The sequence below is a fragment of the Nonomuraea angiospora genome, assembly GCF_014873145.1.
In the GTDB taxonomy this organism is placed as follows: Bacteria; Actinomycetota; Actinomycetes; order Streptosporangiales; family Streptosporangiaceae; genus Nonomuraea; species Nonomuraea angiospora.
On record NZ_JADBEK010000001.1, the window covers coordinates 1,904,956 to 1,929,474 of the forward strand.

Genomic DNA, 24,519 nt, shown 5'->3' on the forward strand with positions numbered 1-24,519 from the left:
ATCTCACCCCTTGCCGCGGGCGAACAGCTCCTGGGCCTTGGTCTTGAGCCCCTTCTTGACCACGCCGAGCGCGTCGGGGTCGCCCTTGATGATGGCTTCGGCGGCGTCCTTGAGCTGCTCGAACTCCGTGTGCGGCGGGATCGGCGGGATGTCGGGGTCGCAGTGGACGTCGAGGACGACGGGCCGGTCGGCGGCCAGGGCGCGGTCCCAGGCCGGGCCGATCGCCTCGGGCTTCTCGACCTCGATGCCCTCCAGGTCCAGCGAGCGGGCGAAGCCGGCGTAGGACACGTCCGGCAGCGTCTGGGACTCCTCGAACTTCGGCGCGCCGCCCATGGCCCGCAGCTCCCAGGTGACCTGGTTCAGGTCGTTGTTGTGCAGGACCGCCACGATCAGGCGCGGATCGGCCCACTGGGAGGCGTACCGCTTGATCGTGATGAGCTCGGCCAGCCCGTTCATCTGCATGGCGCCGTCGCCGACGAAGGCGATGACGGGGCGGTCGGGGTGGCCGAACTTCGCGCCGATCGCGTACGGCACGCCCGGCCCCATCGTCGCCAGGGTCCCCGACAGCGAGCCGCGCACGCCGGCGCGGATCTTCAGGTCGCGCGCGTACCAGTTCGCGGCCGAGCCGGAGTCGGCGGTCACGATGGCGTTCTGCGGGAGCCTGGTGTTCAGCTCCCAGAACAGCAGCATCGGGTTGATCGGGTCGGCCTCCACCTTGGCCTGGCGTTCGACCGTGTCCCACCAGCGCGCGAGGTTGCCCTCGACGGTGTCGCGCCAGGACCGGTCCTGTTTGCGGTTCAGGAGCGGGATCAGCGCCCGGAGCGTCTCGGCGGCGTCGCCGACGAGGTTGACCTCGGTCGGGTAGCGCATGCCGATCATGCGGCCGTCGATGTCGATCTGCACGCCGCGCGCCTCGCCGAAGGGCGGCAGGAACTGCGTGTACGGGAAGTTGGACCCGACGATCAGCAACGTGTCGCAGTCGCGCATGAGCTCGTAGGAGGGCCGGGTGCCGAGCAGGCCGATGGACCCGGTGACGTACGGCAGGTCGTCGGGCAGCACGTCCTTGCCGAGCAGCGCCTTGGCCACCCCGGCCCCGGTGAGCTCGGCGACCTCGATGACCTCGGCGGCGGCCGAGCGGGCGCCCTGGCCGACCAGCATCGCCACCTTCGAGCCCGCGTTGAGGACCTCGGCCGCGCGGGCGATCTCCGCGTCCGGCGCGCGGGTCACCGGCGCCGTGTAGCCGGGCGCCGACGACGGCACGTTCTTGAACGCGTGGGCGGGCGGCTCGTAGGGCTCCTCCTGAAGGTCGGAGGGGATGATCACGGCGGTCGGGGCGCGCTCGGCGACGGCGATGCGCATGGCGCGGTCGATGAGGTTGGGCAGCTGCGCCGGGACGGTCGCCATCTGCACGTACGCGCTCGCGACGTCCTTGAACAGGCTCAGCAGGTCCACCTCCTGCTGGTAGTGGCCGCCCATGGCGCTGCGGGCCGTCTGGCCGACGATCGCCACGACCGGGACGTGGTCGAGCTTGGCGTCGTACAGGCCGTTCAGCAGGTGGATCGCGCCGGGCCCGCTGGTCGCCAGGCACACGCCGGGTTTGCCGGTGAACTTGGCGTATCCGACGGCCTCGAACGCGGACATCTCCTCGTGCCGCGACTGGACGAACCGGGGGCGGTCGTCGGCGCGTCCCAGCGCCGCGATGATCCCGTTGATGCCGTCGCCCGGATAGCCGAACAGGTGGTCGACGTCCCACTGACGCAGGCGAAGGAGCAGGTAGTCGGCAACGGTAGGCGCCATGACCAGATCCTCTCGAGGTGGTAGTGGCTCTTTTCAGGCCCTTCCCGAGCCACACGGTTGAAACCGGGGAGCTGGGTAATCGACCCCGTATGTCCGCATCGCTGCAACGTGATCCCGCGCACCGTTGACGCGGTGGTGGAGGCCGTGGCCGTGTGCCACCGGCACGACGTGGCGGTGTTCTCGCGCGGCGGGGGGACGAGCCTGGCCGGGCGGTGCTGCAACACGGGCGTGGTGCTCGACTGGTCCAAGTACTGCCGCCAGCTGCTGTGGGTCGAACCCGGAGCCTGCCTGGACGAGTGAGACCGGCCTTTACCTCATCGGGCGGTTACCGGATCGGCTGGAGGGCAGCCGGACGACGAGAGGGGCCGCTGATGAGCGAGGTGTGGTGGATCGTGGGACGCGGATTGCTCGGGGGCCTGCTCGTGATGGCCTTCGCGGTGATCGGCGAGATGCTGACGCCCAAGCGGTTCGCCGGCATCTTCGCCGCCGCCCCCGCCGTGGCCCTGGCCGGGATGACCGTCACCGTGGTGCAGAAGGGCGAGCACCAGCTCGACGAGGACGCGCTCGGCATGATCGCCGGAGCGGTCGCGCTGGTGGCCTACTGCGCGGTGGCCGTGCCGCTCGTGCGCCGCGTGGGCGCCCTGGCGGGCTCGCTGATGGCGCTCGCGGTGTGGGCGATCGTCGCCGGCGCGGGCTGGGCGCTGATCGCGTGAACGGCATCCGGCTGCGGCCGTCCAAGCTGCGGGAGACGCCGGTACGCGGGATGGTGGTGCGCTTCGCCTTCGGGGCGGTCGTCTCCGTGGCCGCCGGCCTGGTCGGGCTGCGCTGGGGGCCTGTGGCGGGCGGAGTGTTCCTGGCCTTCCCCGCCATCCTGGCGGCCACTCTGACCCTCATCGAGGAGGAGGAGCACCGGCGCGACCCGGTCGCCCAGGACGCCCGCGGCGCGGTGCTGGGGGCGACGGGCATGGTCGCCTTCGCCGCGTGCGTGTGGGCGCTGGCGCCCCTGCTGCCCGCCTGGCTCGTCCTGGTGGTGGCCACCGTGGCCTGGGCGGTGGTCGCCGGCCTGCTGTATCTGGGGTTCGGCCCCCGCCACGGCCAGTGAGCCACCGGCCGTGGCGGGCCGTGTTCAGCAGGGTGTCCAGGTGACCTTCAGCTGGCCGTCCTGCGACCCCCACTGGCCCGACTGGCTGCACCCGAACCAGCGCTGCCCGACGATCGTGTCCCCGGCGTAGTAACTGAGGACCGTGAGGTTGTCGCCTCCCGGTGGAGGCGGCGGAATGGCGTGGGCGGGGGCGGAGCCGACGGCGAGCACGGCGGCGGCTAACGTCGCCGCGACAATCCCCTGCTTAATTCTCACGAAGGTCCCTCCAGGAGCACGTGAACTTCAAGCAACGCGAACCGAACTTTATTCTCTCCGGATCATGGGCCCTGTCAACATCATCGCGCCGGCGTCCCGTACACGCTGACCTCGGTGAGGTGGAACGACAGGTTGGCGGTGTTGTGCGTGCCGATCACCCGTACGTACCGGGCCTTCGCCTCGGTGGTCATCGTGTCCCCGGCGTCGGTCGCGGCCCGGGGGCCGCGGCGGCCGCCGAGGGTGTACCAGGTGACGCCGTCGAGGCTGCCCTCCAGCCGGTACTCGTAGTAGCGCCCGCCCCCGACGTAGGTGCGCACGTTGACGCGCGAGACGTCGTCGACCGCCCCCAGGTCGACCTGCCACCAGGTGGTGTCCCAGGTCATCTGGCTGGCGAAGTACGGCGAGTTGGCGCGGTTGCCGTCGTTCGCGTGCTCGGGGCCCCGGTTCGGCTCCCAGCTCAGCGCCGTGACCGGTTTGCGGAGGCTCTGCAGGGTGTCCTGCGCCCCGTCGCGGGCGGTCGAGGGGGACGGCGCGGGATCGGTCAGCACGGCGACCGCCTCCTGGCCGGTGTCCCGGTTGGCCGCGCTGACGAACAGCCCGGCGTCGAGCGTCGCGCCGGCGCCCGGGACGCGGGCCGCCCCGATCACCGCCCAGTTCCTGCCGTCGCTGCTGCACGACCCGGTGAGCCGGTCGCCGGACTTTCCGACGCGCACGTGTACGGGCGGCGCGAACCCGCCCACCTCGGCGTACGAGTCGAGCTGCCCGTTGCCGTCGGAATCCCAGCTGAACACGCAGCCGTGGCCGGGGGTGACGGCGATGTTGGCATAGCCGGCGGACCCGGCGGTGGCCAGGTCGTCGCTCACCACCAGCCCGGACCGCGTCCAGTCCGACGCGCCGTCCTGGCGCAGCACCGTGCTGACGAGCTGCTGCCCGTCGGCCAGGGCGTCCGCGCGGTAGGCGGTGGCCAGCTCGTTGGTCTCCCGCCACAGGTCCGCGCCGCCCGCCGCGATCGCGAGCCCGTCGCCGGTGGCGGCGAACTCGGCCTGCGTGCTGCTCATCGTCCGGTACGACGCGGGCGCGGCCCCGGCGATCAGCAGGCGGGTGGAGGCGGTGTCCCGCCGGTCGGCCTCGCCGGAGCGCCAGGAGGCGGTGACGTCCAGCGCCGGGGTGGCGCCCGGGGCCTCGCCGGCGGGGACGGTCACCGTCCAGGTCACGGTGAGCCTGTCGCGCGGGGCGACGTGGTCCGCGCGGGCCGGCGAGGTGGCGCGCACCTGGTAGCCGGGCGGGGCGTCGAGCCGGAGCGTCACCCGGCCGGTGGCCCGCAGCGCGTTGTCGTTGGTGAACACGGCGGTGACCTGTACGGCCCCGCCCGGCTTGACGCCCTTGCGGTCGGTTCCGACGGTCACCGCGCCGTCGGGCAGCGCGGCCACCCTGCTCGCCTCAGTGTAGGCGTCGCCGCTCGGCTCGGATGCGAGCCTGGTGCCGGCCTTCGCCCAGTCCTGGGCGACGGCCATCCAGTCGATCCGCTCGGGATAGTCCTTGCCCGAGCGCAGCGCGGCCTTCAGGCTGTCGAAGAACAGCTGCCACCGCTTGGCGTAGTACTGCCCGACGAGGCCGTTCATCTCCCTGCGGGCGTAGTCCTGCAGGCGGGCGCCGCCGGCCCAGAGCGTGACCAGCGACTTGAGGTTGTAGTCGAGGGTCGCCGCCTCGGCCGGGGTGGCGGCCTGTCGGCGGGCCTCCTTCTGCCACGCGCCGAGCAGGAAGTTCTCGTCGGTGCCCAGCAGCCGGTCCATCAGCCGCATCCGGTCCGTCCACTGGCGGGTGAGGCGCTCGAAGCGGTCGAGATCCCTGGCGCGGTAGGCGGCGCGGATCTGGGGCAGCTGCAGCCGGCTGTGGTTGGCCAGCACCTGCCGGGCGACGTCGACGAGGTCGTAGCGGTAGGCGCCGGAGCCGCGCAGCCGCCGGTCGACCTGGAGCAGCTCGTCGAGCGCCTTGTCGAAGGCGGCGATGTCGTACGGCAGCGGGTAGCCGGTGTTCGCCAGGCCGGGCTCGTCGTCGTACAGGCCGGTGACGTGCCGGCTGTCGGCGCCGGCGGGCCAGCTGTAGACGGTGTCGAGCAGGATCCGCCAGGCCGCCTTGGCGTGCGGGTCGTCGCCGCCGTACCGGGCGGTGGCGTACTCGTCGAACCACTGCCGCATGTCGGCCGGGCCGTCCTGCCACGGCAGGTCGGCGAAGAACGCGACCGCGGCCGGGTTGTTGTCGATGGCCTCCGGCATGAGCGCGATGCCGTTCATCGCCGTGCCGGACTTGCCGCGCCAGGCGTGGAACTTCTCGTTCCACAGCGTCAGGCGGGCGCCGAGGTTGAAGTGGCCGCCGAAGTTCCAGATGGTGCCGAACGCGTACCCGGTGCCGAGGAAGTCCTTGTCCCGGTCGGTGATGCCGGGCTCCTCGCTGATGCCGTCGACGATGAACATCTTGCTCCGGTCGATGGCCTGGAGCGTGGCCGGGAGCGGGTTGCTCTGCCAGCCCAGGATCGTCCAGAGCGCGTCGGGGTGGGCGTCGTTCAGCGCCTGCTGCACCGCCTGCGACGCCTGCGCGACGTCGACCTTGCCGGCCGTGCCGCCCTCGTGCAGCAGGTCCATCTTGTACATCGTGCTGGGCCCGAACAGCTCGGTCTGCACCCGGTAGAACGTGGCCGCGACGCGCGCGAAGACCGGATCGGTCGGGTCGAGCCAGTGGGGGCGTTCGAGCTGGTTCCAGGTGCCCTGCGGGACGGTGTTGGCGCCCGGGTTGCGGACCTTGAAGTCGGTCGGCACGGTGCCGAAATAGCCGGGCAGCACGGGCACCATGCCCAGGGAGCGCAGGCGGTCGGCCATCTTGCGGCCGAGTTCGACGCGCCGGTCGATGAGCTGCTGGGAGATCGGGCTGTCGGTGCAGCACATGTTCTGCAGCAGCCACCAGGACTGGTGGCCCGGCTGCGGGATCCACTCGCGCATCTGCTGGTCGGAGTAGCCGAACTCCATGAAGGTGCGCTGGTAGACCGCCTCCTGGCCCTCGTAGACGAGCACCTCGTTGATGCCGTGCAGCGCGAGGACGTCGATCCGCCGCTGCCATTCCGGCCAGCTCAGATACGCCCCCGCATAGCCCTGGTTGGTGTCGTTAAGGGCGAAGCGATGGTCCACCGAGGAGTCCTTGGCGATGGGAGCCGTCGGTAGAGGGAGGCGCTGGGGCAGGTCGACCTGGGAGCCGTTGATCGAGACGTCGGCGTGCGCGACCTGGCGCAGGTAGTGGCCGAAGCCGGTCAGCTGCACCGCGGGCGTCGTGCCGGCGACGACGAGGCGGCCGTTCTCGGCGTACACCTCGAACCGGTCGCGGCCGGTGCCCTTGTCGATCGCGCGCAGCGTGACCTGCCTGGCGCGCGCCGTCCCGATCAGCCGCTCCAGGGCCTGCGCCGCCGGGCCGTCGAGCCGGGCGGGCGCGGACTGCGCGGGGGTGCCGGCCGCCACCGCGGGCTGGGCGGCGAACGGCGCGGTGAGCAGCGTGAGCAGGACGGCCAGCGCCGCCAGAAGGGGTCGCCGCAGGCGCGGTAACGGGGCGGCGAGGCTCTGCGGTTCGCGGGAACGGGTCATGGGGGGCGGCCACCTCCGGGAGGGCGAACCTATTATGTAAAGACTTTTCGTAAGGTCTCTGCGGAATATACTCAGCCGGAGACGACAGAAGGTCAAGAGGGGCGTTGATGACGGAGGAGCGGCCGGCGGGCACCCCGGTCCTGCGCAGGATGAACCGGGCCGCGGTGCTCGACGCGGTCCGGCGGCGCGCGCCCGAGCCCGTACGGGTGGCCGAGCTCGCCCGGCTGACCGAGCTCACCCGCCCGACGGTCGCCCAGGCCGTGGAGGACCTGCTGGCCGCCGGCTGGCTGCGGCAGGTCGCGCCGGAGCAGGCCACGGTGGGCAGACCGGCGACCCGGTTCTCGCTCAACGGCCGGGCGGCGCCCGTGCTCGCCCTGGACGTCGGCCCGCACACCGTGACGGCGGGCATCGCCGACCTGGCCGGCGAGCGCCTCGCGACGATCCGCCGGCCGGTCGGCCGCCGCGGCGCCCGGCACCTGCTGGAGGCGGTCGACGAGGCGACGGGCGCGGCCCTGGCGGCGGCCGGCCTGACCGCCGGGCAGATCGCGGCGGTCACCGCGGCGACCCCGGGCATCGTCGAGGAGACCACCGGCCGGGTGCTGTTCGCCCCGAGCGTGCCGGGCTGGCCGGAGATCGACCTCGCCGGCCGCCTGCGCGCTCGTTTCAGGTGCGCGGTCACGGTGGAGAACGACGCGAACCTGGCCGCGCTGGCGGCCGTCCACCGACGCGCGGGCGCGGGCACCCTGCTCGCGGTCCAGTGGGGCGAGCGGCTGGGAGCCGGGGTCGTCATCGACGGGCGGCTGCACCGGGGCGCGGGCCAGGCCGGCGAGATCGGCTTCATCCGCCCCACCGGCGTCCTTCCCGGCCCGGCCAGCGGCCTTCCCGACCCCGCCAGCGGCCTTCCCGACGCCGCTGGGGACCTTCCCAACCCCACCGGCGACCTTCCGGACCCTGTCGGGGACGGTCGCGGGCCGCTGGAGCGCGCGATCGGCGCCGAGGCGATCGTCGATCTGGCCCGCCGCCGCGCCGCGGGCCGGCCGGAGTGCAGGCTCGCCCGCGTGACGGACGCGGCCGCCGTCTTCGCGGCCGCCGCCGACGGCGACCCGATGGCCGTGGCGGTCGTCGACCAGGTCGCCGCCGTCTTCGCCCAGGCGATCGCGCCCGCCGTCCTCGTGCTGTCACCGCACGCGATAGTGATCGGCGGCGGCATCGCCCGCGCCGGCGCGGTCCTGCTGGACGCCATCGCCCGGCACCTCGCCGACCTGGTCCTCACCCCGCCGAGCGTGGAGCTGTCGGAGCTGGCCGAGGGCACCGTGCTCACGGGCGCGATCCAGCTCGCCCTGGAGGAGGTGTGGCGCGACACCCTGGCCGGCTGCTGACCGACCTGCCGCTCGAGCAAGGACGCGGACGTCACCGACGGCGTACTGCGGGCCGGCCTGCCACCGATGTCGTGGACCGCGATCCGCCTGACCACCGGCTGACGCTGCTCCGCCCCCAGGGTGACAGCTGATCATCCATGCGACGGACGACGCCCTGTGTACCGCCTCTCTAACGTGTTCCACGCGACGGGGTGCATTCGGCTCCCCGTATGGACAAAGGGTGGGAATGAACATGGGTAAGACACGTACCAGCCTCGACACCATCGCGGCCCTGGGCGCTGAGCTCGACGAGGGCCAGCTGCTCCAGGTGAGCGGTGGCGCCAAGAGCCAGGTCATCGAGATCCACGGTGGCCACACGCACACCTCCGGCGACAGCAACTAGTCAGCCGCGGGGGCGCGGCCCAGGTCGCGCCCCCGACCGGAACCACGCTGATGATCCTCGTACTGACCTGCGACGGAGACGAGCACGCCGAACGTGTCGTGGGGGCGCTCGCCGGGGCGGACGTCACCGTCTTCGACCCCGCGCAGTTCCCCGCCGCCGCGACCTTGGAGATCGGCCATCCGGGAGACGGCTCGACCGTTCGGACCCTCAACCGTGGCGGACGCCGTCTCGTCCTCGACGAGCTGACCGCGATCTGGTATCGCCGCCCGGGGAATCCCGTGGCCCACCCTCTGACCGTCGCCCGCGACCACGTCGAGGAGGAGTGCCGCGTCATGGCCGAGAGCCTGTGGGACGGCCTGGGATGCCTCAAGGTCCCCGCCTCCAGGCCGGTCATCGACCGCGCGGGGCGCAAGCCGTACCAGCTCGAAGTGGCCAGGCAGCTGGGCTTCGAACTGCCCGCGACGCTGATCACGAACGATCCCGAGCGCTTTCTCGACTTCTACGACCGGCACGAAGGCCGAGTGATCACCAAGCCCGTGCACGGCAACCAGCTGGAGGCGGACGGTGAGCGGTTCGGGCGGTTCGCGGCGCCCGTGACTCCGGCGGACCTCGGTCATGCCGACGCCCTGCGCCTATGTCCGATCATCGTCCAGGCGTACGTTCCCAAGCAGGTCGAGGTGCGAGTGACGGTGGTGGGCGGCGAGCTCTTCGCGGCGGAGATCCACTCGCAGGTCAGCAACCACACACGATACGACTGGCGGCACTACGACCCGGGCGCCACCCCCGTGCTGGCGCACGACCTGCCCGGCGAGGTCTCCCGGCGCTGCCTGGAGCTGGTCGAGCGGCTCGGGTTGTCCTACGGCGCCATCGACCTGATCCTCACGCCGGACGGCCGCCACGTCTTCCTGGAGATCAACCCGAACGGCCAGTTCCTGTGGATCGAGGACGCGACCGGGCTGCCGATCAGCGCAGCGATCGGCGAACTGCTCAAGAGGGGAGTGAAGCGATGACGTACGGGCCGATGCTCGCCGACGCGGTCGGCCTGCTCAGGTCGGGCGGGCCCGAGCGTGGCCTGGAGGGGTTCCGTGCGGCGTACCCGCAGGCCCGGACGCGACTGGTCGCCCAGCGCGAGGAGTTCGACGGCTCGCTGCACCACGCCCTGCTCATCAAGGACGGCGACGGTGCCACGATCTCGCTGTCCTGGTGTGCCGACCGGGCCCTGCCATGGCCGTTGCGCGGCGTGCACCGTGCGGGCGAGCACCTGCTGCTTCGGGTCAATGGCATCGAGACACCGGTGGCCAGGGCGATCGCCTGCCTGGACTTCATCTGGGACGAGTCCGCGCTGGCCGACCGGCTCGTGGCCGACAGCCTCGTACGTGAGGAACTGGAGGAGACGCGGGAACCGCTGAGCGACGCCGCGCTGCAGGAGGCGATGGACGCCTTCCGCCGCGCCCGCGGTCTGCTGACCGGGGAGGCGACCCGGGCCTGGATGGAGCGCAACCGCATCTCCCACCAGGAGCTGGAGGAGCTGGTCGCCCTTGAGGCAGCCGTCGCCGCGCTCCGCTCGCGGGTTGCCGCGGGACGGGTGGAGGACTGGTTCGCCGAACACGGCGGGGAGCTCGACGTCGCCCGCGTCGCGCGGGCGGTGTTCGTCACCGAGCCGGCCGTGCCCGACGCGGCCGGGTTCCTGCACGTGGTCGAGCGGGCCTTCGCCGACGGCAGCGCCCGTCCGGGCGAGGTGTTCGCCACCCTCCGCCGGGGCGACCTCGATGAGGAGGTGGCGGAGCGGATCTTCGCGGCCCCTCCGGGGACGATCATCGGGCCGTTCCCGGTAGAGGGCGGGCACCTGCTGGTGAAGGTCCTGGCGGTGGAGCCGGCCGTCCTTGACGAGACCCTACGCGACCTCGTCGAACGCCGGATCTTCAGCGAATGGATCGAGGAGCGCAGGAACGCGGCCAAGATCGAATGGTTCTGGGGAGTCGCGGAACGGACGGCGGGCAGGTGAAGCCGCTTCCGTACCGGGAAAGGGCGGTTCACCACCATCAGGGCGTCCGGCGGCACGCCGAGCCCCCCTACCGCGTCTCCGCGACACTCCTGGCCTGGCTGTGGATCTACGTGGGCCTGCTCGCGCTGGCGCTGGCGATCGTGGTGCTGCTCGGCGTCCTTCCCGCGCTCGGTGACGCGCGATGAGACGGGCCCGGGTACCCGTGATGAGGCAGAACACGATGGCCGACTGCGGCGCGGCGTGCCTGGCGATGGTGCTCGGGCACCACGGGCGCCGCGCGAGCGTGCGTGAGGTCGCCGCGGATCTCCAGGTGTCCAGGGACGGGCTGACCGCCTTCGCGATCGTCGAGGCCGCGAAGTCGTACGGCCTGCGCGCCAAGGCGCTCTCGATCGCGCCCGAGCGGCTCGGATCGGTGCCGGGGCCGTTCGTCGTGCACTGGGAGTTCAACCACTTTCTGGTCGTCGAGCGCTGGCGCCCGGATGTCGTCGAGGTCGTCGATCCGGCCTCCGGGCGGCGCCGGCTCACGCCGGAGGAGTTCGACCTCGGGTTCACCGGGGTCGTGCTGGCCTTCGAGCCGGGCCCGGACTTCAGCGTCCAGGGGCCCGAGCGGCGCCCGTGGCGCGCGAACCTGCTGCGCGCCCTGCTCATGCGCCACCGCGGCCTGCTGATCCAGGCGCTGCTCGCCTCAGTGCTCCTGCAGGTGGCCGCGCTCGTGCTGCCCCTGCTCTCCGGGCTCGTCGTCGACGAGGTGCTGCCCGGCCGCGACCGGTATCTGCTGCGCGTCCTCATCGTCGGCCTGCCGATCGTGGTGCTGATCCAGGCAATCCTCAACTACCTGCGTACGGCCGTGCTCCTCATGCTGCGGGCACGGGCCGACACGGAGTTCACGGGCGGGGTGGTCGGACAGCTGTTCGCGCTGCCTTACGGGTACTTCACCCTGCGCGGGACGAGCGACCTGGTCATGAGCACACAGAGCGCGGCCAGCCTGAGAGCCATGCTGTCCGGCCAGGTGCTGTCGGCGTTCCTCGACGGTCCGCTGGCCGTGGTGCTCATGATCCTCGTGCTGGCAGGCGATCCCGTGCTCGGCGGGTGCCTGGCCGCGGTGGCGGCCGTCCAGGTCGTCCTGCTGCTCCTCACCCGAAGACGGATCGCCGATCTCACCGGGCGCGGGCTGACCGCCGCCGCCACGACCCAGGGCCGGCTCATCGAGTCCATCCGGGGCATCGAGTCGATCAAGGCGTCCAGCTCGGAACGGCGTGCCGTCGAGCGGTGGTCAGCGATGTTCACCTCGCAGATGAACGCCGACCTGCGCCTGGGCCTGGCCCGCGGGCTCCTGGACTCGGTCCTGTCCGGCATCAGGATCCTCGCTCCCGCGCTGCTGCTGCTCGTGGGCGCGGTCCGAGTGCTCGACGGCGGGCCGAGCCTGGGAACGATGCTCGCGCTCAACGCGCTCGCCGTCTCCGCGCTCACCCCGCTGACCTCGCTGCTGACCAGCCTCCAGGAGCTCCAGGAGGCCGGGGCTCACGTCGAGCGGCTCGCCGACATCGTCGAGGCCGAGCCGGAACGCACCGGCGGCGCGCGGCCACGGCTGCGCGGGGAGGTGGCGCTGAGCGGCGTCGGGTTCCGCTTCGACCCACGTTCCCCCTGGACGCTCAGGAACGTCACGCTCAGGATCGATCCTGGACAGAAGGTCGCGCTGGTGGGCAGCTCCGGCTCGGGCAAGAGCACGCTGGGCAGGATCCTGCTCGGCCTGTACGAGCCGATCGAGGGCGAGATCCGCTACGACGGGACGCCCGCGCGCGACCTGGACCCAGGCTGGCTGCGCGGCCGATTCGGCGTGGTCACCCAGGACCCGCACCTGTTCACCGGGACCATCAGGGAGAACATCGCCCTGGCCGTCCCCGGCGCCGCGCTGGACAGGATCGTGGCCGCCGCCAGGCTGGCGCACGTCCACGACGACATCATGGCCATGCCCATGGGGTACGAGACGATGCTCACCGAGGGCGGCGGCCTGTCAGGCGGCCAGCGGCAGCGGATCGCCCTCGCGCGGGCCCTGCTGCCCGAGCCGCGGATCCTGCTGCTCGACGAGGCCACCAGCCACCTGGACACCGTGGCCGAGGCGGCCATCGAGCACAACCTCGCGGCCCTGCCGCTGACCCGCGTCGTGATCGCCCACCGGCTGAGCACCGTGCGCGACGCCGACCAGATCCTCGTCATAGAGGCGGGACAGGTGGCCGAGCGAGGAACCCACGACGAGCTGATGCGATCCGGCGGACGGTACGCGGCCCTGTCCGACCTGACACGACCGCGGCTGTGACCCTCCACGGAGCGGGGCTCACAAGGCGGGATTCTCCACACGCCGGGAGTGAGGATGCAGGCATGAGTTCATCGCAGTCCCTCGCCGACCCCGGGTCCGAGCCGGACACGACCTCAGGCGGGGCGGTGCCGCCGCAGCCGGGCACGTTCGACCTGGTACACGCCCGGCTCGTGCTCGTCCACGTCCCCGACCGTGCCCGGGCGCTGGCGACGATGGTGGCGGCGCTGCGCCCCGGTGGCCGGCTGTCGGTCGAGGACGCCGATACCGGGCTGCAGCCGCTGGCCTGCCGCTGTACGAGATGCCCGCCACCTCATCGAGTCCGCCCCGGGCGTGGACCACGCCACGACGACGATCCTGAGCCACCGCCTCATCGCGAGGGAGACCACCGCCCGCCGGTGAGGTCGGCGCCGTGGTTCACGTAGCGGGTCGCGTGAGGCCCCGACCTGCGGCGATGCGGGGCCTCACGGCTGTCAGGGCCGGGCGTGCGGGCGGTCGCGCTCCTCGACGAGCCGCAGGGCGACGTCGATGATCATGTCCTCCTGGCCGCCGACGTAGCCGGCCTCGCCGACCCGCTGCAGGATCTCGTGGGCCGGTACGCCGTACCGCTCGGCGGCCCGTTCGGCGTGCAGCAGGAAGCTGGAGTACACCCCCGCGTAGCCCTGCGTGATCGCCGAGCGGTCGGCGAACGGCAGGCGGTTCAGGAACGGCTTGACCACGTCCTCGGCGGCGGCCAGCGCGCCCTGCACGCTCACCCCGGTCGGGATGCCGAGCCGGTCGAAGGTGGCGACCAGCACCTCGGTGGGCGAGTTGCCCGCCCCGGCGCCCAGCGCGCAGAGGGCGCCGTCGATCTGGCGGGCGCCGTTCTGGGTGGCCAGCACCGAGTTGGCGACGCCGAGCGAGAGGTTCTGGTGGCCGTGGAAGCCGACCTCCGCCTGGTCGCCGATCTCGTCCACCAGCGCGCTGACGCGGGCCTGGGCCTCGCCGAGCACGAGGGCGCCGGCCGAGTCGACCACGTAGACGCACTGGGCGCCGCCGTCCACCATGATCCGGGCCTGCGCGGCCAGCTCGGCCGGGCCGACGCGGTGCGACAGCATGAGGAAGCCCACGGTCTCCATGCCCAGCTCGCGGGCGGCGGCGAAGTGCTGCAGCGACACGTCGGCCTCGGTGCAGTGGGTGGCGATCCGGGCCACGGACGCCCCCGCCCCGTGGGCCTTGCGCAGGTCCTCGACCGTGCCGAGGCCGGGCAGCAGCAGGACGGCGATCTTCGCGCTCCGCGCCTCGTCCACGGCGGCGGCGACGAGCTTGATGTCGTCCTCCAGCGAGAACCCGTAGTTGAACGACGATCCGCCCAGCCCGTCGCCGTGGGTGACCTCGATGACCTCCACCCCGGCGCCGTCCAGGGCGTGCACCACGCCGCGTACCTGCTCCTCGGTGAAGCGGTGGGCCATCGCGTGGCTGCCGTCGCGCAGGGTGGAGTCGGTGATCCTGATCTTGCCGGTCATGCGCCCACCTTCGCGAGTCGCTCGCCGACGCGGGCGGCCGCGGCGGTCATGATGTCGAGGTTGCCGGCCCACGGCGGCAGATGGTCGCCGTTGCCGCGGACCTCGAGGAAGGCGGCGACGCGGGCCATGCCGTTCCAGATGTCGCGCGGCGGGTCGAACTGCGGCTCGGCCCGCAGGGTGTAGCCGGGCACGTAGGCGGCCACCTCGGCCGCCGCCGCCGCGATCGACGCGCCGATCGCGGCGGTGTCGGCGTCGGCGGGGATCGCGCAGAACACCGTGTCCCGCATGATCATCGGCGGGGTGACGGGGTTGAGGATGATGATCGCCTTGCCCTTGGCGGCGCCGCCGACCGTCTCGATGGCGCGCGCGGTGGTCTGGGTGAACTCGTCGATGTTGGCCCGGGTGCCGGGACCTGCCGAGCGGGAGGCGATGGAGGCGACGATCTCCGCGTACGCCACCGGGACCACGCGGGAGACGGCGTGCACGATCGGGATCGTCGCCTGCCCGCCGCACGTGATCATGTTGAGGTTGGGCGCGTCCGACAGCGTGCCCAGGTTGACCGGCGGGCACACGAACGGCCCGACGGCGGCGGGCGTGAGGTCGATCGCCTTGATGCCGGCTTCGGCGTAGCGGGGGGCGTTGGCCAGGTGCGCCTTGGCGGAGGTGGCCTCGAAGACCAGGTCGGGCAGGGTGTCCTGGGCCAGCAGCCAGTCCACGCCGCCCGCCGAGGCCTCGACGCCGAGCGAGCGGGCGCGGGCCAGACCGTCGGAGCCCGGGTCCACGCCCACCATGGAGTGGACCTCGACGGCCTCGCTGCGCAGCAGCTTGACCAGCAGGTCGGTGCCGATGTTGCCGGGGCCGACGATGGCCGCCGTCAGCCTGCTCACGACGCCTGCCTGAAGTTCGCGGTGACGGTGCCGAGCCTCGCGAAGGTGGCCGTCACGACGTCCCCCTGTTCGACGGGGATGGCCGCGGTGACCGAGCCGGGCAGCACGACGTGCCCGGCCTCCAGCGCCACCTTGCGCTCGCCGAGGACGTTCGCCAGCCACACCAGCGCGTTGAGCGGAGACCCGAGCACGGCGCCGCCGGCGCCCGTCTGGACCAGCTCGCCGTTGCGGTGCAGCAGGCAGCCGGTCAGCGCCAGATCGGCGTCCGCGAGCGGCGTCGGCCGGTTGCCGAGCACGAACCCGCCGCTGGAGGCGTTGTCGGCGATGGTGTCCGCCAGCGTGATCTTCCAGTCCGCGATGCGCGAGTCGATGATCTCCAGGGCGGGCAGCACGAAGTCCACCGCGGCCGCCGCCGTCGCGGCCGTGACGCCCGGCCCCGCCAGCGGCCTCTTGAGGACGAAGGCGATCTCCGGCTCGACGCGCGGCTGCAGGAAGCGCGCGGCGTCGATGGGGGCGCCGTCCATGTACGCCATGCCGTCGAGCAGGTGACCGTAGTCGGGCTGGTCCACGCCGAGCTGGCGGCGCATCACCGCCGAGGTCAGGCCGACCTTGTGCCCCACGATCCGGGCGCCGCCCGCCTGCCACGTCTCCACCTGCGCGAGCTGGATCTCGTACGCGGCTGAAACCGACATGTCGGCGTATGTCGCGGTGAGCGGCGCGATCGGGGTCCGCGTGGCGTACGCATCCAGCAGCCCGGTCGCGGCGTCACCTATGGAACGAGGGTCCATCGTGATCCTTCCGTTGTTCTCCCGGGCAGACCTTGCTGCTCGAAGGCGACGCCGGGCAAGCGATCCGTCCCGCCAGGCGGGCCGGGTAACAACGGCCCCCGCGTGTCAGCGCGGCGCGAGGGCGGCGAAGGCTTCGTCCAGGAGCTCGACGAGGTCGAGCCGGCCGTCGGACGCGGTCCAGTGGTCGACGGCGACGTTCAGGCAGTCGAGGGCGGCGGCCACCCGCACCGACCGGACCAGCTCCGTGGATCGGGGGGCGGCCGTGCGCTCGGCCAGGGCCCGGGCCAGCTCGGGCCACCAGCAGTGCTGCTTCTCCCGGTGGCGCGCGCACAGCGCGGGGGTGTCCTTGATGAGGCGGGTCGTCGCGAGGGTGCCGGCGGGGTCCTGGTGGTAGAGCTCGATGACGGCGTCGAGCGCCCGCCGCAGCGCCGTCCAGTCGTCCTCGCCGGCGGGGCGGGCGCGCAGGGCGTCGGCGACCCTGTCGCCCTGGGCGTCGAGGGCGCTGACGACCGCGTCCTCCTTGGTGCCGAAGTAGCGCAGGAAGGTGCTGCGGGAGACTCCGGCCGCCTCGGCCAGGTCGTTGATGGTGACCTTCTCGAAGCCCTCGCGCATGAACAGGTCGAAGGCCACCTGGGCCAGCTCGGCCCGGACGGCGGCCCGTGCGATGTCCCGCGTGCTCGTACGCGCTGCTTCGCTCACCCCGCGATCCTACCTCTTATCCGGATCTAGCTTGCAGAGATAGAACCGCATAGCTAACCTGACACTCAGTTTCACTAACGAAGCAATGATTCAGCACTGGAGACGTGACACCGTGACCCAGACTCTCGGCCTCATCGGCAGCGGCATGATCGGCGGCACGTTGGCCCGCCTCGCCGTCGCCGCCGGCATCGACGTCGTCCTCAGCAACTCGCGCGGGCCGGAATCCCTCGCCGACCTCGTCGCCGAGCTCGGCGAGCACGCGAGCGCGGCCACGCCCGCCGAAGCCGCCCGCGCCGGCGACCTGGTGGTGGCCACCATCCCCTTGCACGCCTACGACCGGCTCCCGGCCGCGGACCTGGCCGGCAAGACCGTCATCGACACGATGAACTACTACCCCGACCGCGACGGCGACCTGCCGGAGCTGGGCGGCGGGGCGCTGACCTCCACCGCCCTGGTGCAGCGGCACCTGGCCGGCGCCCACGTGGTCAAGGCGTTCAACAACATCGACTTCCACCGCCTGCTCACCCTGGCCCGCCCCGCCGGCGCCCCCGACCGCAGCGCCCTGCCCGTCGCGGGTGACGACGAGGGCGCCAAGGCGCAGGTGGCGCGGCTGCTGGACGCGCTCGGCTACGACGCGGTGGACGTCGGCACCATCGCCGACAGCTGGCGCGTCCAGCCCGGCACCCCCGTCTACGTCCAGCCGTACTTCCCGTCGCAGCTGCCCGAGGGGCTGGACCTGGATGAGTCCCTGCGCTGGTTCGTGGACACCCCCGGGGTTCCGGTGCCCGCCGACCAGGTGCGGAAGCTGGCCGACCAGGCCGTCCTCTAGCGCTTCGCGCTGACGCGCGGGCCGTTGTACTCGGCGTCGGTGACGTGGTCCAGCCAGGCGGTGTCGTCGCCCTCCCACATCGCCAGGTGGATCATGAACCGGTCCGGGGCGGCGCCGTGCCAGTGCTCCTCGCCCGGCGGCGTATGGACGATGTCGCCGGGATGGGCCTCGACGATCTCGCCGCCGCGCGACTGGATCAGCGCGACGCCCTCGACGATGTAGAGCGTCTGGCCCAGTCCGTGCGAGTGCCACGCGGTACGGGCGCCGGGCGCGAACCTGACGAGGTTCGCCCGCGCGCGGGAGGGGTCCTCGCCCCGCAGGATCACGTCGGCCCAGGCGTCGCCGGTGAACCACTCGGCGGGCAGCTTGGCGGTCGGCGGCTGCTTAACGATCTTCATGGGTGTCTCCGTCCACGACGGGTCAGGCGGCCGGCCGCCACCCGGCGAACGCGCCCCGGCAGCGGCCCATTGCCCATGAAACACCTGGTCAGACGGCTATGACAGGACCTGGTGTGACACGCACCCGCAGAACACCCTTGGGCTGCCAGAAGGTCAGGAGCTGGTGCTCTTGCGCAGCCGTTCCAGCGCGTCCGGATCGCTCAGCGCCGATCCCACGGCCACTCCCCTGCAGCCCGCGGCCAGGAAGGCGGCCGCGTTGCCCGCGTCGACACCCCCGGTCGCGACGAACCGGACGCCGGGGAACGGCGCGAGCTGCGCCTTGATCCAGTCGGGCCCGAGCTGCGCGGCGGGGAACGCCTTCAGCCAGGTGAAGCCCTGGGCGAGGGCGGCGGCGATCTCCGTGGAGGTGGCCACGCCCGGCAGGTGGGGCAGCCCGAGCCGCAGCGACTCCGCCATGACCTCGGGGTGGAGTCCGGGCGCGACGGTGAAGGCGGCGCCCAGGTCGCTGACGGCGGTCAGCTGCTCGGCCGTGGTCACCGTCCCCGCTCCGACGCTCTTGCCGTTGGCCCGGGCGGCCTCCAGCGCCGCGCGCAGCGACGGCAGCGCGTCGGGCGTCTGCACGGGCACCTCGATGAGCTCGACCCCGAACGCCCAGGCGCGCTCGCACATGGCCACGGTGGCCACGGGGTCGAGATGGCGGAAGATGCCCAGGATCGGGCTCCTGCCGAGGTGTGTGCCGAAGAAGTCAGCGGCGTCCATAGCGGTCTCCTCCCCAGCCCAGACTCTTGGAGATCTCGTGGGCCGCGTCGCGCAGGTCGTCGATGGACCCGCGTAGCTCTTCCAGTGGTACGACCGCCCGCAGAGCGGTGATCGAGATGGCGTGCGTGACCTTGCCCCGGGCGTCGAAGACCGGCAGCGCCACGCAGTTGATGTAGTCCTCGTGCTCGCCGTCGTCCTCGGCCCAGCCCCGCTCCCTGGTCAGGGCGAGCTCGGCCGCGAGCGCCTCGGCGGTGGTGATCGTCGTGGGGGTGAAGCGGGTGAACGTGATGCGCTCCATGACGCGCGCCCGGCTCGCGGCGTCCTGGTAGGCGAGGATGACCTTGGCGACGGCGGCGGTGTGCGGCTGGGCGGGCAGCCCGATGCGCGAGCCCATGGCCACGGTGCCCCGGCCGTCGATCTTGTCCACGTAGATGACCTGGTCACCGGCCAGCTCTCCCAGGTGGACGGTCTGGCCGTAGCGCTCGCTCAGGCCGTGCAGGATCGGGTGCGCGAGCGAGCGGGCCTCCACCTGGTCGAGCGCGAGCTGGCCGAGCGCGATGAGCTGGAAGCCCATGCCGTACCCGCCGCCGGGGACGCGCCGTACGAAACCGCCCTCCTCCAGCGTCTGCAGCAGGCGCAGCGCGGTGGACTTGTGCACGCCGAGGTGATCGGCGATCTCGCCGAGCGTGCGGTGACGTACGGAGACGAACCCGACGATGTCAATGGCCCGTGCGACGGTCTGCGACATGCTCGTACGCCCCCTGTTCGAGCAGTGGGACGATCTCGGCGGCGGGAGGGAGATCGGTCAGGTCGGCCGGGGACATCAGGACGCGGGAGGCCGCGTAGTGTCCCAGCCGCAGGCGCGTGAGCTCGTCCCGGCCGTCGAGGAACCCGCTCAGCCAGCCGGCCGCGAAGGCGTCGCCCGCGCCGACGGCGTCGAGCACCTCGACCGGCGTCGACGGCGCTCGGTGGACGCCCTCCGGGGTGAAGGCGACCGCCTCGATCGCGGCGTCCTTGACGATCAGGTACGGGGGCCGGTCGATGATCCGGCGCACGCTCTCGGCGTCGGAGGTGCCCCACAGCGTCTCCGCCTCGTCGCGCCCGACGAAGACGATGTCGGCGCGCTGGGCGAGCTCCAGGAGCACGGCCGGCGCGTCGGCGTCCTTCCACAGGCTCGGCCGGTGGTTGACGTCGAAGCTGACCGTGGCCGGTCCGAGCGGCCGGTCGAACACGATGTGCCTGGTCAGCTCCAGGCACTGCGGGGAGATGGCCGCGGTGATGCCGGAGATGTGCGTGATCCTGGACGGCCGGGCAGCCCAGCCCGCGACCTCGGCCACGGTCATGGCCGAGGCGGCCGAGCCGCGCCGGTAGTAGTAGACGCGGGTGCCCGAGGCGGTCGGGTCCTTGAAGTACACGGCGGTGGGCCGCTCGTCGTCGCGGCGGACCAGATCGACGTCCACGCCGTGGCCGCGCAGCGCGTCGAGGACGAGGTCGCCGAGGGGGTCGCGGCCGACGGCGCTCGCCCAGGCCGTGGCGTGGCCGAGCCGGGCCAGCAGCGCGGCGACGTTCGACTCCGCGCCGCCGGGGCGCAGGATGAACGCGCTGTCCGCGTCGAGGCGGCCGCCCGGCGTCGGGGTGACCATCACCATGGTCTCGCCGATCGCGAGCACGTCTGCGGGTCTCATCGGCCGCTCACCCTCCGCAGGCACTTCATGGACGCACTCCTTCATTGCAAATGTCGCAACGCATATGCTGTATTTGCAATATAGCGTGCTATGCCCCGATGTTCACCTGGAGGTAGGACCGGTAGGTGTCGAGCAGCGGGTCGCCGGTCCCGGCCATCCACGCGAGCAGGTCCTGCCGGGCCGCGTCGAGGTCCTTCCGGCGATCCGGGTCGCCGGCCAGGTCCGCCAGCGCGTGCAGATCGGCCCGCAGGTCGTAGAGCTCCTCGGGTGTCCGGTGCCGGTAGAAGCGGGCGCGCTCGGCGAGCCGCTCGTCGCCGGAGGCGGCGGCGAGCATCGCGGGCCAGGTGCGTCCCGTCATGTTCTCGGCCCGGTACTCCCGGGTGCCGTCGGACCACTCGTTCCAGATGTAGCCGAAGCGGTCGTCCAGCCGGCACCGCATCTCGTAGCGGCCCTTCGCCGCCGTCTCGTGGAACACGGTGAACACCGCCTCCCGGCCGTCCTGGGGCTCCCCGCGCAGCAGGGGAAGCAGGGTCCGCCCGTCCAGCCCGGCCGGTCCGGGCAGGCCCGCCGCCGCGCAGAACGTGGGGAACAGGTCGATCATCGACACGAACGCCGTGTCCTCGCGCCCGCCCGGGCGGGTCATCCCGGGCCAGCGGACGATCAGCGGGGTCCGGCTGCTCTGCAGGTAGCAGTTCGCCTTGGCGAACGGCACGGCGATCCCGTTGTCCGACAGGAACACCACCAGGGTGTCGTCTGCCGTGCCCGTCTCGTCCAGCGCGCGCAGCACCGCGGCGACCACGTCGTCGCAGCGGCGGGACGAGCTCAGGTACTCGCGGTACTCCCGCGCCACCTCCGGCAGGTCGGGCAGGAAACCGGGCACCCCTCCGACGTCGTCCGCCGGCCCGAAGACCTTCGACGGGGCCGGGTAGGAGGCCCTGGCCTCGGCCGGGAAGCGGTCCAGCTCGTCCTGGCCACCGGAGTACGGCCGATGCGGGTCGTGCGCGTTGGCCATGAGGAACCAGGGCCGCCCCCGCGCGGCCGCCTCTTCCATGAACCGCCGCGACGCCTCGCCGTAGGCGCGCGGATCCCGTCCCATCCCCAGCTCGCGCATGCCGAGCGCGTGGTCCCAGCCGAACGCCTCCACCGGCTGCAGATGCTCCACCTTGCCGAGGATGCCCGACATGTACCCGGCCTCGCGCAGGACCCGGGTGAGCACCGGCACTCCGTCGGCGATCGGCTCGAAGCCCTGCGCGCCGTTGCGATGCGGCCAGCGACCGGTCATGATCGCCGAGCGGCTGGGCTGGCACACCGCGATGGCGACGTGCGCGCGCCCGAAGGTCGTCCCCTCGGCGGCGAGCCGGTCCAGGGTGGGGGTCACCTCCGCCGGGCCGCCGAAGCAGCCCGGCGTGTCGCCGCCCATGTCGTCCGCGGTGATCAGCAGGATGTTCGGTGGCATGCGGCCTCCTCAGCGGCCGGCCGCGGCGATCCTGCGTTCCCACGCGGCGTGCCGCGCGGGCGTCCAGGCGGCCTCCGTGGCGTGCCACGAGACCGGCGTGGCGCCGGTGGCGGTGGACAGCCGCTCCGCGAGGTCGTCCGCGAGGTGGGCGCGGCCGGTGGCGCGCAGGTGCTCCATGTAGCGGACCGGGTCGTTGTAGTAGGTCGGCCCGACCTGCAGCGTCGCCTGCATGGGGTCGGGCAGCGCGCCCGGCCGGCCGGCGTAGGTGTGCCACCATTCCGACAGGTGCGTACGCATCTGCGCCGCCAGCTCCGGCTCCTTTTCAAGGAGATCGGTGGTGAGGTGGGGGTCGGCGGTGACGTCGAAGAGCTGCTCCCACTCGGCGCGGAAGCTGCCCGGATGGTAGGTGCGCACGTAGAGGTGGTCGCGGGTGCGGACCGCCCGCTGGTAGGTGTGGGCCCCGTGGCCGAGCACCAGGTACGGGCGCGACGGGATTTCCGAGCCGCGTACCGCGTCGGCGAACGAGGCGCCCTGCCACCCGCCCGGGATCGGGATGTCCAGCATGTCGCAGAGCGTGGGCGCGAGGTCGATGTTGTACAGCAGCGCGTCACAGCGCCGCGCGTCCTCGGGCAGGTCGTCGGTGACGCCCGGCCAGTAGACGACCAGCGGCACCCGGTGGACCGGCTCGTTGGCGTGCCCGTGCTCGGCGTAGGAGCCGTTCTCGCCGAAGGACTCCCCGTGGTCGGCGCTGACGATGATCGCGGTCTCCTCGGCGATGCCGAGCTCCTCGAGCGTGGCCAGCAGCTCGCCGAACAGGCTGTCCCAGTACATGATCGTGCCGTCGAACCCGTTGATGAGGTGCTCGAAGTCGGCGCGGGTGCGGATGGCCTCCGGCATGTTGTGCGGGACCGGGGAGCTGCGCGGCAGGACCGAGTAGTGCAGGTCGAGCGCGCCGCGCGGCCCGTAGACCTCCGCGTGGCCGTCGATGGCCTCCTGGTCCGGCCAGGCCGGGGGCGGCCCGGAGGCGGCCGCCCGCTCGGTCCAGCCCGGCTCGGTCAGGTACGGCGTGTGCGGCTCCCAGTACGTCAGGTGCAGGTACCAGTCGTCCTCGTGCGCGTGCCGGCGGATCCAGTCCAGCCCGACCCGGTTGATGTCGCGCCCGTCCTCGTCGTTGAGCTGGTTGCCGGCCCGGATCGATTCGCGGAAGTTGCCCAGGAAGTAGTAGGCCCGGTGCCGCTCGGCGAACATCGACACGGCTGCCGTGTAGTAGCCGTGCTCCCCCAGCCGCTGGCCGAGCAGCGGGCGTTCCGGATGGTTGCCGTGGCCCGGGTCGAGGCGGAACCTGGCGGCCTCGCCGAAGTGCCCGACGACGCCGTTCGTGATGCCGAACTGCCCGCTGGTCAGCGCGGTGCGCGAGGGCAGGCAGGGCGAGTCGCAGCAGTAGTAACGCTCGAACACCACGCCCTTGTCGGCCAGCGCCTGCAGGTTCGGCGTGGTCGGCCGTCGGTAGCCGTAGGGCTGCGTGTGGTCGGCTCGGAGCGTGTCGACGTCGATGTAGATGACGCGCATGGAGACCCTTCGTGTGTCGGTCAGTCGAGATCGCGGGCGCAGCGGAAGCCGGTGTTGCCTCCGGAGGTGTCCGGCGAGTTGTGCGAGCGGGCGGCGACCCGGTAGCGGTTGCAGTAGGAGGCGTGGCAGAGGTACGAGCCGCCGCGCGTCACGCGGTCGGTGCCCGAGGGCGGCCCGGCCGGGTTCCGCGCCTGCGCGGGGTGGTCCGTGCCCCACCAGTCGGCGCACCACTCCCAGACGTTGCCCGCCATGTTGTGCAGGCCGAAGTCGTTGGGCGGGAACGCGTGCGCCGGGGCGGTCCCGGCGTAGCCGTCCTCGGCCGTGTTCGTGACCGGGAAGCGGCCCTGCCAGATGTTGGCCAGGTGCCGGCCCCCGGGGGTGAGCTCGTCGCCCCACGGGTAGCGCCGCTGGTCGTGTCCGCCCCGGGCGGCGTACTCCCACTCCGCCTCGGTCGGCAGCCGCTTGCCGGCCCAGCGGGCGTAGGCGTCCGCGTCGTGCCAGGACACGTGGACGACCGGATGGTCGCCGCGGTCGTCCAGGCCGCTGCCCGGCCCCTCGGGATGGCGCCAGTCCGCTCCCCGGACGGCCGCCCACCACGGGGTGACCTCGGGCCGCGGCGAGATCCGGCGCAGGTCCCGGTTCAGGAAGCGGACGAAGACGTAGGACCAGCCGATCCGTTCGGCTTCCGTGACGTAGCCCGTCTCGGCCACGAATCCCGAAAAATCATCGTTCGTCACTGCGCAGCGGTCGATGAGGAACGGCGAGAGCTCCACCGCGCGGACCGGGCCCTCACCGTCGGAGGGGAAGCCCTCGGCGTCGTCGCTGCCCATCCGGAAGCGCCCGCCGGGCAGCCGCACCATCCCGGCGCCGGATCCGCGCCCCGCCTGCGGCGGGGGCCCCACCGGCGTGGACGCGCCGGACGACGGACGTCCCGGCGTGCAGCAGCCGCTCATGCCACCGCTCCGGCGGCGAGGTTCGGACGGGAGCATGGATGGCTTCGTACGCCTGTGCGCATGGTGGAACTCCTCGTGAACGCCGCCTGCGGGCGGGCTGCGCTTGGGTCGTCATGCCGACCGACGCA

The 24,519-nt window shown here is 72.5% G+C and carries 25 protein-coding genes; 11 read left to right on the forward strand and 14 right to left on the reverse strand.

The genetic code is table 11. The features are described from left to right. Positions 1–3: 3 nt before the first annotated feature. A complete protein-coding gene (locus H4W80_RS08730) occupies positions 4–1,797 on the reverse strand; it encodes a thiamine pyrophosphate-requiring protein (RefSeq protein ID WP_192784611.1) in 1,794 nt (597 codons plus the stop codon). Between the two features lie 108 nt (positions 1,798–1,905). Here H4W80_RS08730 and H4W80_RS08735 point away from each other — a divergent pair, with 108 nt between their 5' ends. The 3 genes from H4W80_RS08735 (at position 1,906) to H4W80_RS08745 (ending at position 2,899) form a co-directional block, all read left to right on the forward strand. Then, entirely contained in the window at positions 1,906–2,097 is a 192-nt protein-coding gene (locus H4W80_RS08735) for an FAD-binding protein (protein WP_318786768.1), read from the forward strand. A 71-nt stretch (positions 2,098–2,168) separates the two neighbouring features. Further along, positions 2,169–2,510 (forward strand): DUF3147 family protein, encoded by a 342-nt coding sequence (locus H4W80_RS08740; protein ID WP_192784613.1) that lies wholly within the window; start codon positions 2,169–2,171, stop codon positions 2,508–2,510. After that, the gene (locus H4W80_RS08745; RefSeq protein WP_192784614.1) at positions 2,507–2,899 is read left to right on the forward strand and encodes a DUF3147 family protein; all 393 of its coding nucleotides are present in this window, start codon (positions 2,507–2,509) and stop codon (positions 2,897–2,899) included. The genes H4W80_RS08740 and H4W80_RS08745 overlap by 4 nt, the downstream gene beginning before the upstream one ends. Positions 2,900–2,923: 24 nt before the next feature. Here H4W80_RS08745 and H4W80_RS08750 read toward each other — a convergent pair whose 3' ends face one another. Further along, positions 2,924–3,154, reverse strand: a complete 231-nt coding sequence (locus H4W80_RS08750) for a hypothetical protein (protein ID WP_192784615.1) — start codon at positions 3,152–3,154, stop codon at positions 2,924–2,926. Between the two features lie 80 nt (positions 3,155–3,234). Beyond that, positions 3,235–6,783 (reverse strand): alpha-N-acetylglucosaminidase TIM-barrel domain-containing protein, encoded by a 3,549-nt coding sequence (locus H4W80_RS08755; protein WP_192784616.1) that lies wholly within the window; start codon positions 6,781–6,783, stop codon positions 3,235–3,237. Between the two features lie 107 nt (positions 6,784–6,890). Between H4W80_RS08755 and H4W80_RS08760 the strand changes: the two genes are divergently transcribed. The 7 genes from H4W80_RS08760 (at position 6,891) to H4W80_RS60410 (ending at position 13,288) form a co-directional block, all read left to right on the forward strand. Next, complete coding sequence (locus H4W80_RS08760; RefSeq protein ID WP_192784617.1) at positions 6,891–8,162, forward strand: ROK family transcriptional regulator; 1,272 nt, start codon at positions 6,891–6,893, stop codon at positions 8,160–8,162. A gap of 232 nt (positions 8,163–8,394) precedes the next feature. After that, complete coding sequence (locus tag H4W80_RS08765; RefSeq protein ID WP_192784618.1) at positions 8,395–8,544, forward strand: hypothetical protein; 150 nt, start codon at positions 8,395–8,397, stop codon at positions 8,542–8,544. 50 nt (positions 8,545–8,594) lie between these two features. Continuing rightward, complete coding sequence (locus H4W80_RS08770) at positions 8,595–9,554, forward strand: MvdC/MvdD family ATP grasp protein (RefSeq protein ID WP_192784619.1); 960 nt, start codon at positions 8,595–8,597, stop codon at positions 9,552–9,554. Further along, a complete protein-coding gene (locus H4W80_RS08775; protein WP_192784620.1) occupies positions 9,551–10,549 on the forward strand; it encodes a TIGR04500 family putative peptide maturation system protein in 999 nt (332 codons plus the stop codon). The genes H4W80_RS08770 and H4W80_RS08775 overlap by 4 nt, the downstream gene beginning before the upstream one ends. Next, positions 10,546–10,734, forward strand: a complete 189-nt coding sequence (locus H4W80_RS08780) for a hypothetical protein (RefSeq protein ID WP_192784621.1) — start codon at positions 10,546–10,548, stop codon at positions 10,732–10,734. Before H4W80_RS08775 ends, H4W80_RS08780 begins: the two co-directional genes overlap by 4 nt. A gap of 20 nt (positions 10,735–10,754) precedes the next feature. Continuing rightward, a complete protein-coding gene (locus H4W80_RS08785; RefSeq protein ID WP_225963329.1) occupies positions 10,755–12,866 on the forward strand; it encodes a peptidase domain-containing ABC transporter in 2,112 nt (703 codons plus the stop codon). A gap of 62 nt (positions 12,867–12,928) precedes the next feature. Further along, positions 12,929–13,288: a class I SAM-dependent methyltransferase gene (locus tag H4W80_RS60410; protein WP_225963330.1), complete on the forward strand. Its 360-nt coding sequence runs from the start codon at positions 12,929–12,931 to the stop codon at positions 13,286–13,288. A gap of 48 nt (positions 13,289–13,336) precedes the next feature. Here the strand turns inward: H4W80_RS60410 and dmpG are convergent, their stop codons facing one another. From dmpG to H4W80_RS08810, 4 genes are all read right to left on the reverse strand, one after another. Continuing rightward, positions 13,337–14,368 (reverse strand): 4-hydroxy-2-oxovalerate aldolase, encoded by a 1,032-nt coding sequence (dmpG, locus tag H4W80_RS08795; RefSeq protein ID WP_192784623.1) that lies wholly within the window; start codon positions 14,366–14,368, stop codon positions 13,337–13,339. Then, complete coding sequence (locus tag H4W80_RS08800) at positions 14,365–15,255, reverse strand: acetaldehyde dehydrogenase (acetylating) (protein ID WP_192784624.1); 891 nt, start codon at positions 15,253–15,255, stop codon at positions 14,365–14,367. Before H4W80_RS08800 ends, dmpG begins: the two co-directional genes overlap by 4 nt. After that, the gene (locus H4W80_RS08805) at positions 15,252–16,043 is read right to left on the reverse strand and encodes a 2-keto-4-pentenoate hydratase (protein WP_192784625.1); all 792 of its coding nucleotides are present in this window, start codon (positions 16,041–16,043) and stop codon (positions 15,252–15,254) included. The genes H4W80_RS08800 and H4W80_RS08805 overlap by 4 nt, the downstream gene beginning before the upstream one ends. Before the next feature lie 105 nt (positions 16,044–16,148). Further along, a complete protein-coding gene (locus H4W80_RS08810) occupies positions 16,149–16,742 on the reverse strand; it encodes a TetR/AcrR family transcriptional regulator (protein ID WP_318786769.1) in 594 nt (197 codons plus the stop codon). A 112-nt stretch (positions 16,743–16,854) separates the two neighbouring features. On the opposite strand from H4W80_RS08810, the gene H4W80_RS08815 reads away from it, so the two are divergent. After that, complete coding sequence (locus H4W80_RS08815) at positions 16,855–17,571, forward strand: NADPH-dependent F420 reductase (RefSeq protein WP_192784626.1); 717 nt, start codon at positions 16,855–16,857, stop codon at positions 17,569–17,571. Here the strand turns inward: H4W80_RS08815 and H4W80_RS08820 are convergent. From H4W80_RS08820 to H4W80_RS08850, 7 genes are all read right to left on the reverse strand, one after another. Continuing rightward, positions 17,568–17,969, reverse strand: a complete 402-nt coding sequence (locus H4W80_RS08820) for a (R)-mandelonitrile lyase (RefSeq protein WP_192784627.1) — start codon at positions 17,967–17,969, stop codon at positions 17,568–17,570. The two genes, H4W80_RS08815 and H4W80_RS08820, sit on opposite strands and share 4 nt — an antisense overlap. Positions 17,970–18,122: 153 nt before the next feature. Next, complete coding sequence (locus H4W80_RS08825) at positions 18,123–18,728, reverse strand: bifunctional 4-hydroxy-2-oxoglutarate aldolase/2-dehydro-3-deoxy-phosphogluconate aldolase (RefSeq protein WP_192784628.1); 606 nt, start codon at positions 18,726–18,728, stop codon at positions 18,123–18,125. Next, complete coding sequence (locus H4W80_RS08830; RefSeq protein ID WP_192784629.1) at positions 18,715–19,476, reverse strand: IclR family transcriptional regulator; 762 nt, start codon at positions 19,474–19,476, stop codon at positions 18,715–18,717. Before H4W80_RS08830 ends, H4W80_RS08825 begins: the two co-directional genes overlap by 14 nt. Next, positions 19,448–20,413, reverse strand: a complete 966-nt coding sequence (locus H4W80_RS08835; protein WP_192784630.1) for a sugar kinase — start codon at positions 20,411–20,413, stop codon at positions 19,448–19,450. Before H4W80_RS08835 ends, H4W80_RS08830 begins: the two co-directional genes overlap by 29 nt. Before the next feature lie 88 nt (positions 20,414–20,501). Then, entirely contained in the window at positions 20,502–21,869 is a 1,368-nt protein-coding gene (locus tag H4W80_RS08840; protein WP_192784631.1) for a sulfatase family protein, read from the reverse strand. 9 nt (positions 21,870–21,878) lie between these two features. Continuing rightward, positions 21,879–23,438 (reverse strand): sulfatase family protein, encoded by a 1,560-nt coding sequence (locus H4W80_RS08845; protein ID WP_192784632.1) that lies wholly within the window; start codon positions 23,436–23,438, stop codon positions 21,879–21,881. Positions 23,439–23,458: 20 nt separating this feature from the next. Next, positions 23,459–24,391, reverse strand: a complete 933-nt coding sequence (locus tag H4W80_RS08850) for a formylglycine-generating enzyme family protein (RefSeq protein WP_192784633.1) — start codon at positions 24,389–24,391, stop codon at positions 23,459–23,461. Positions 24,392–24,519: the final 128 nt, after the last annotated feature.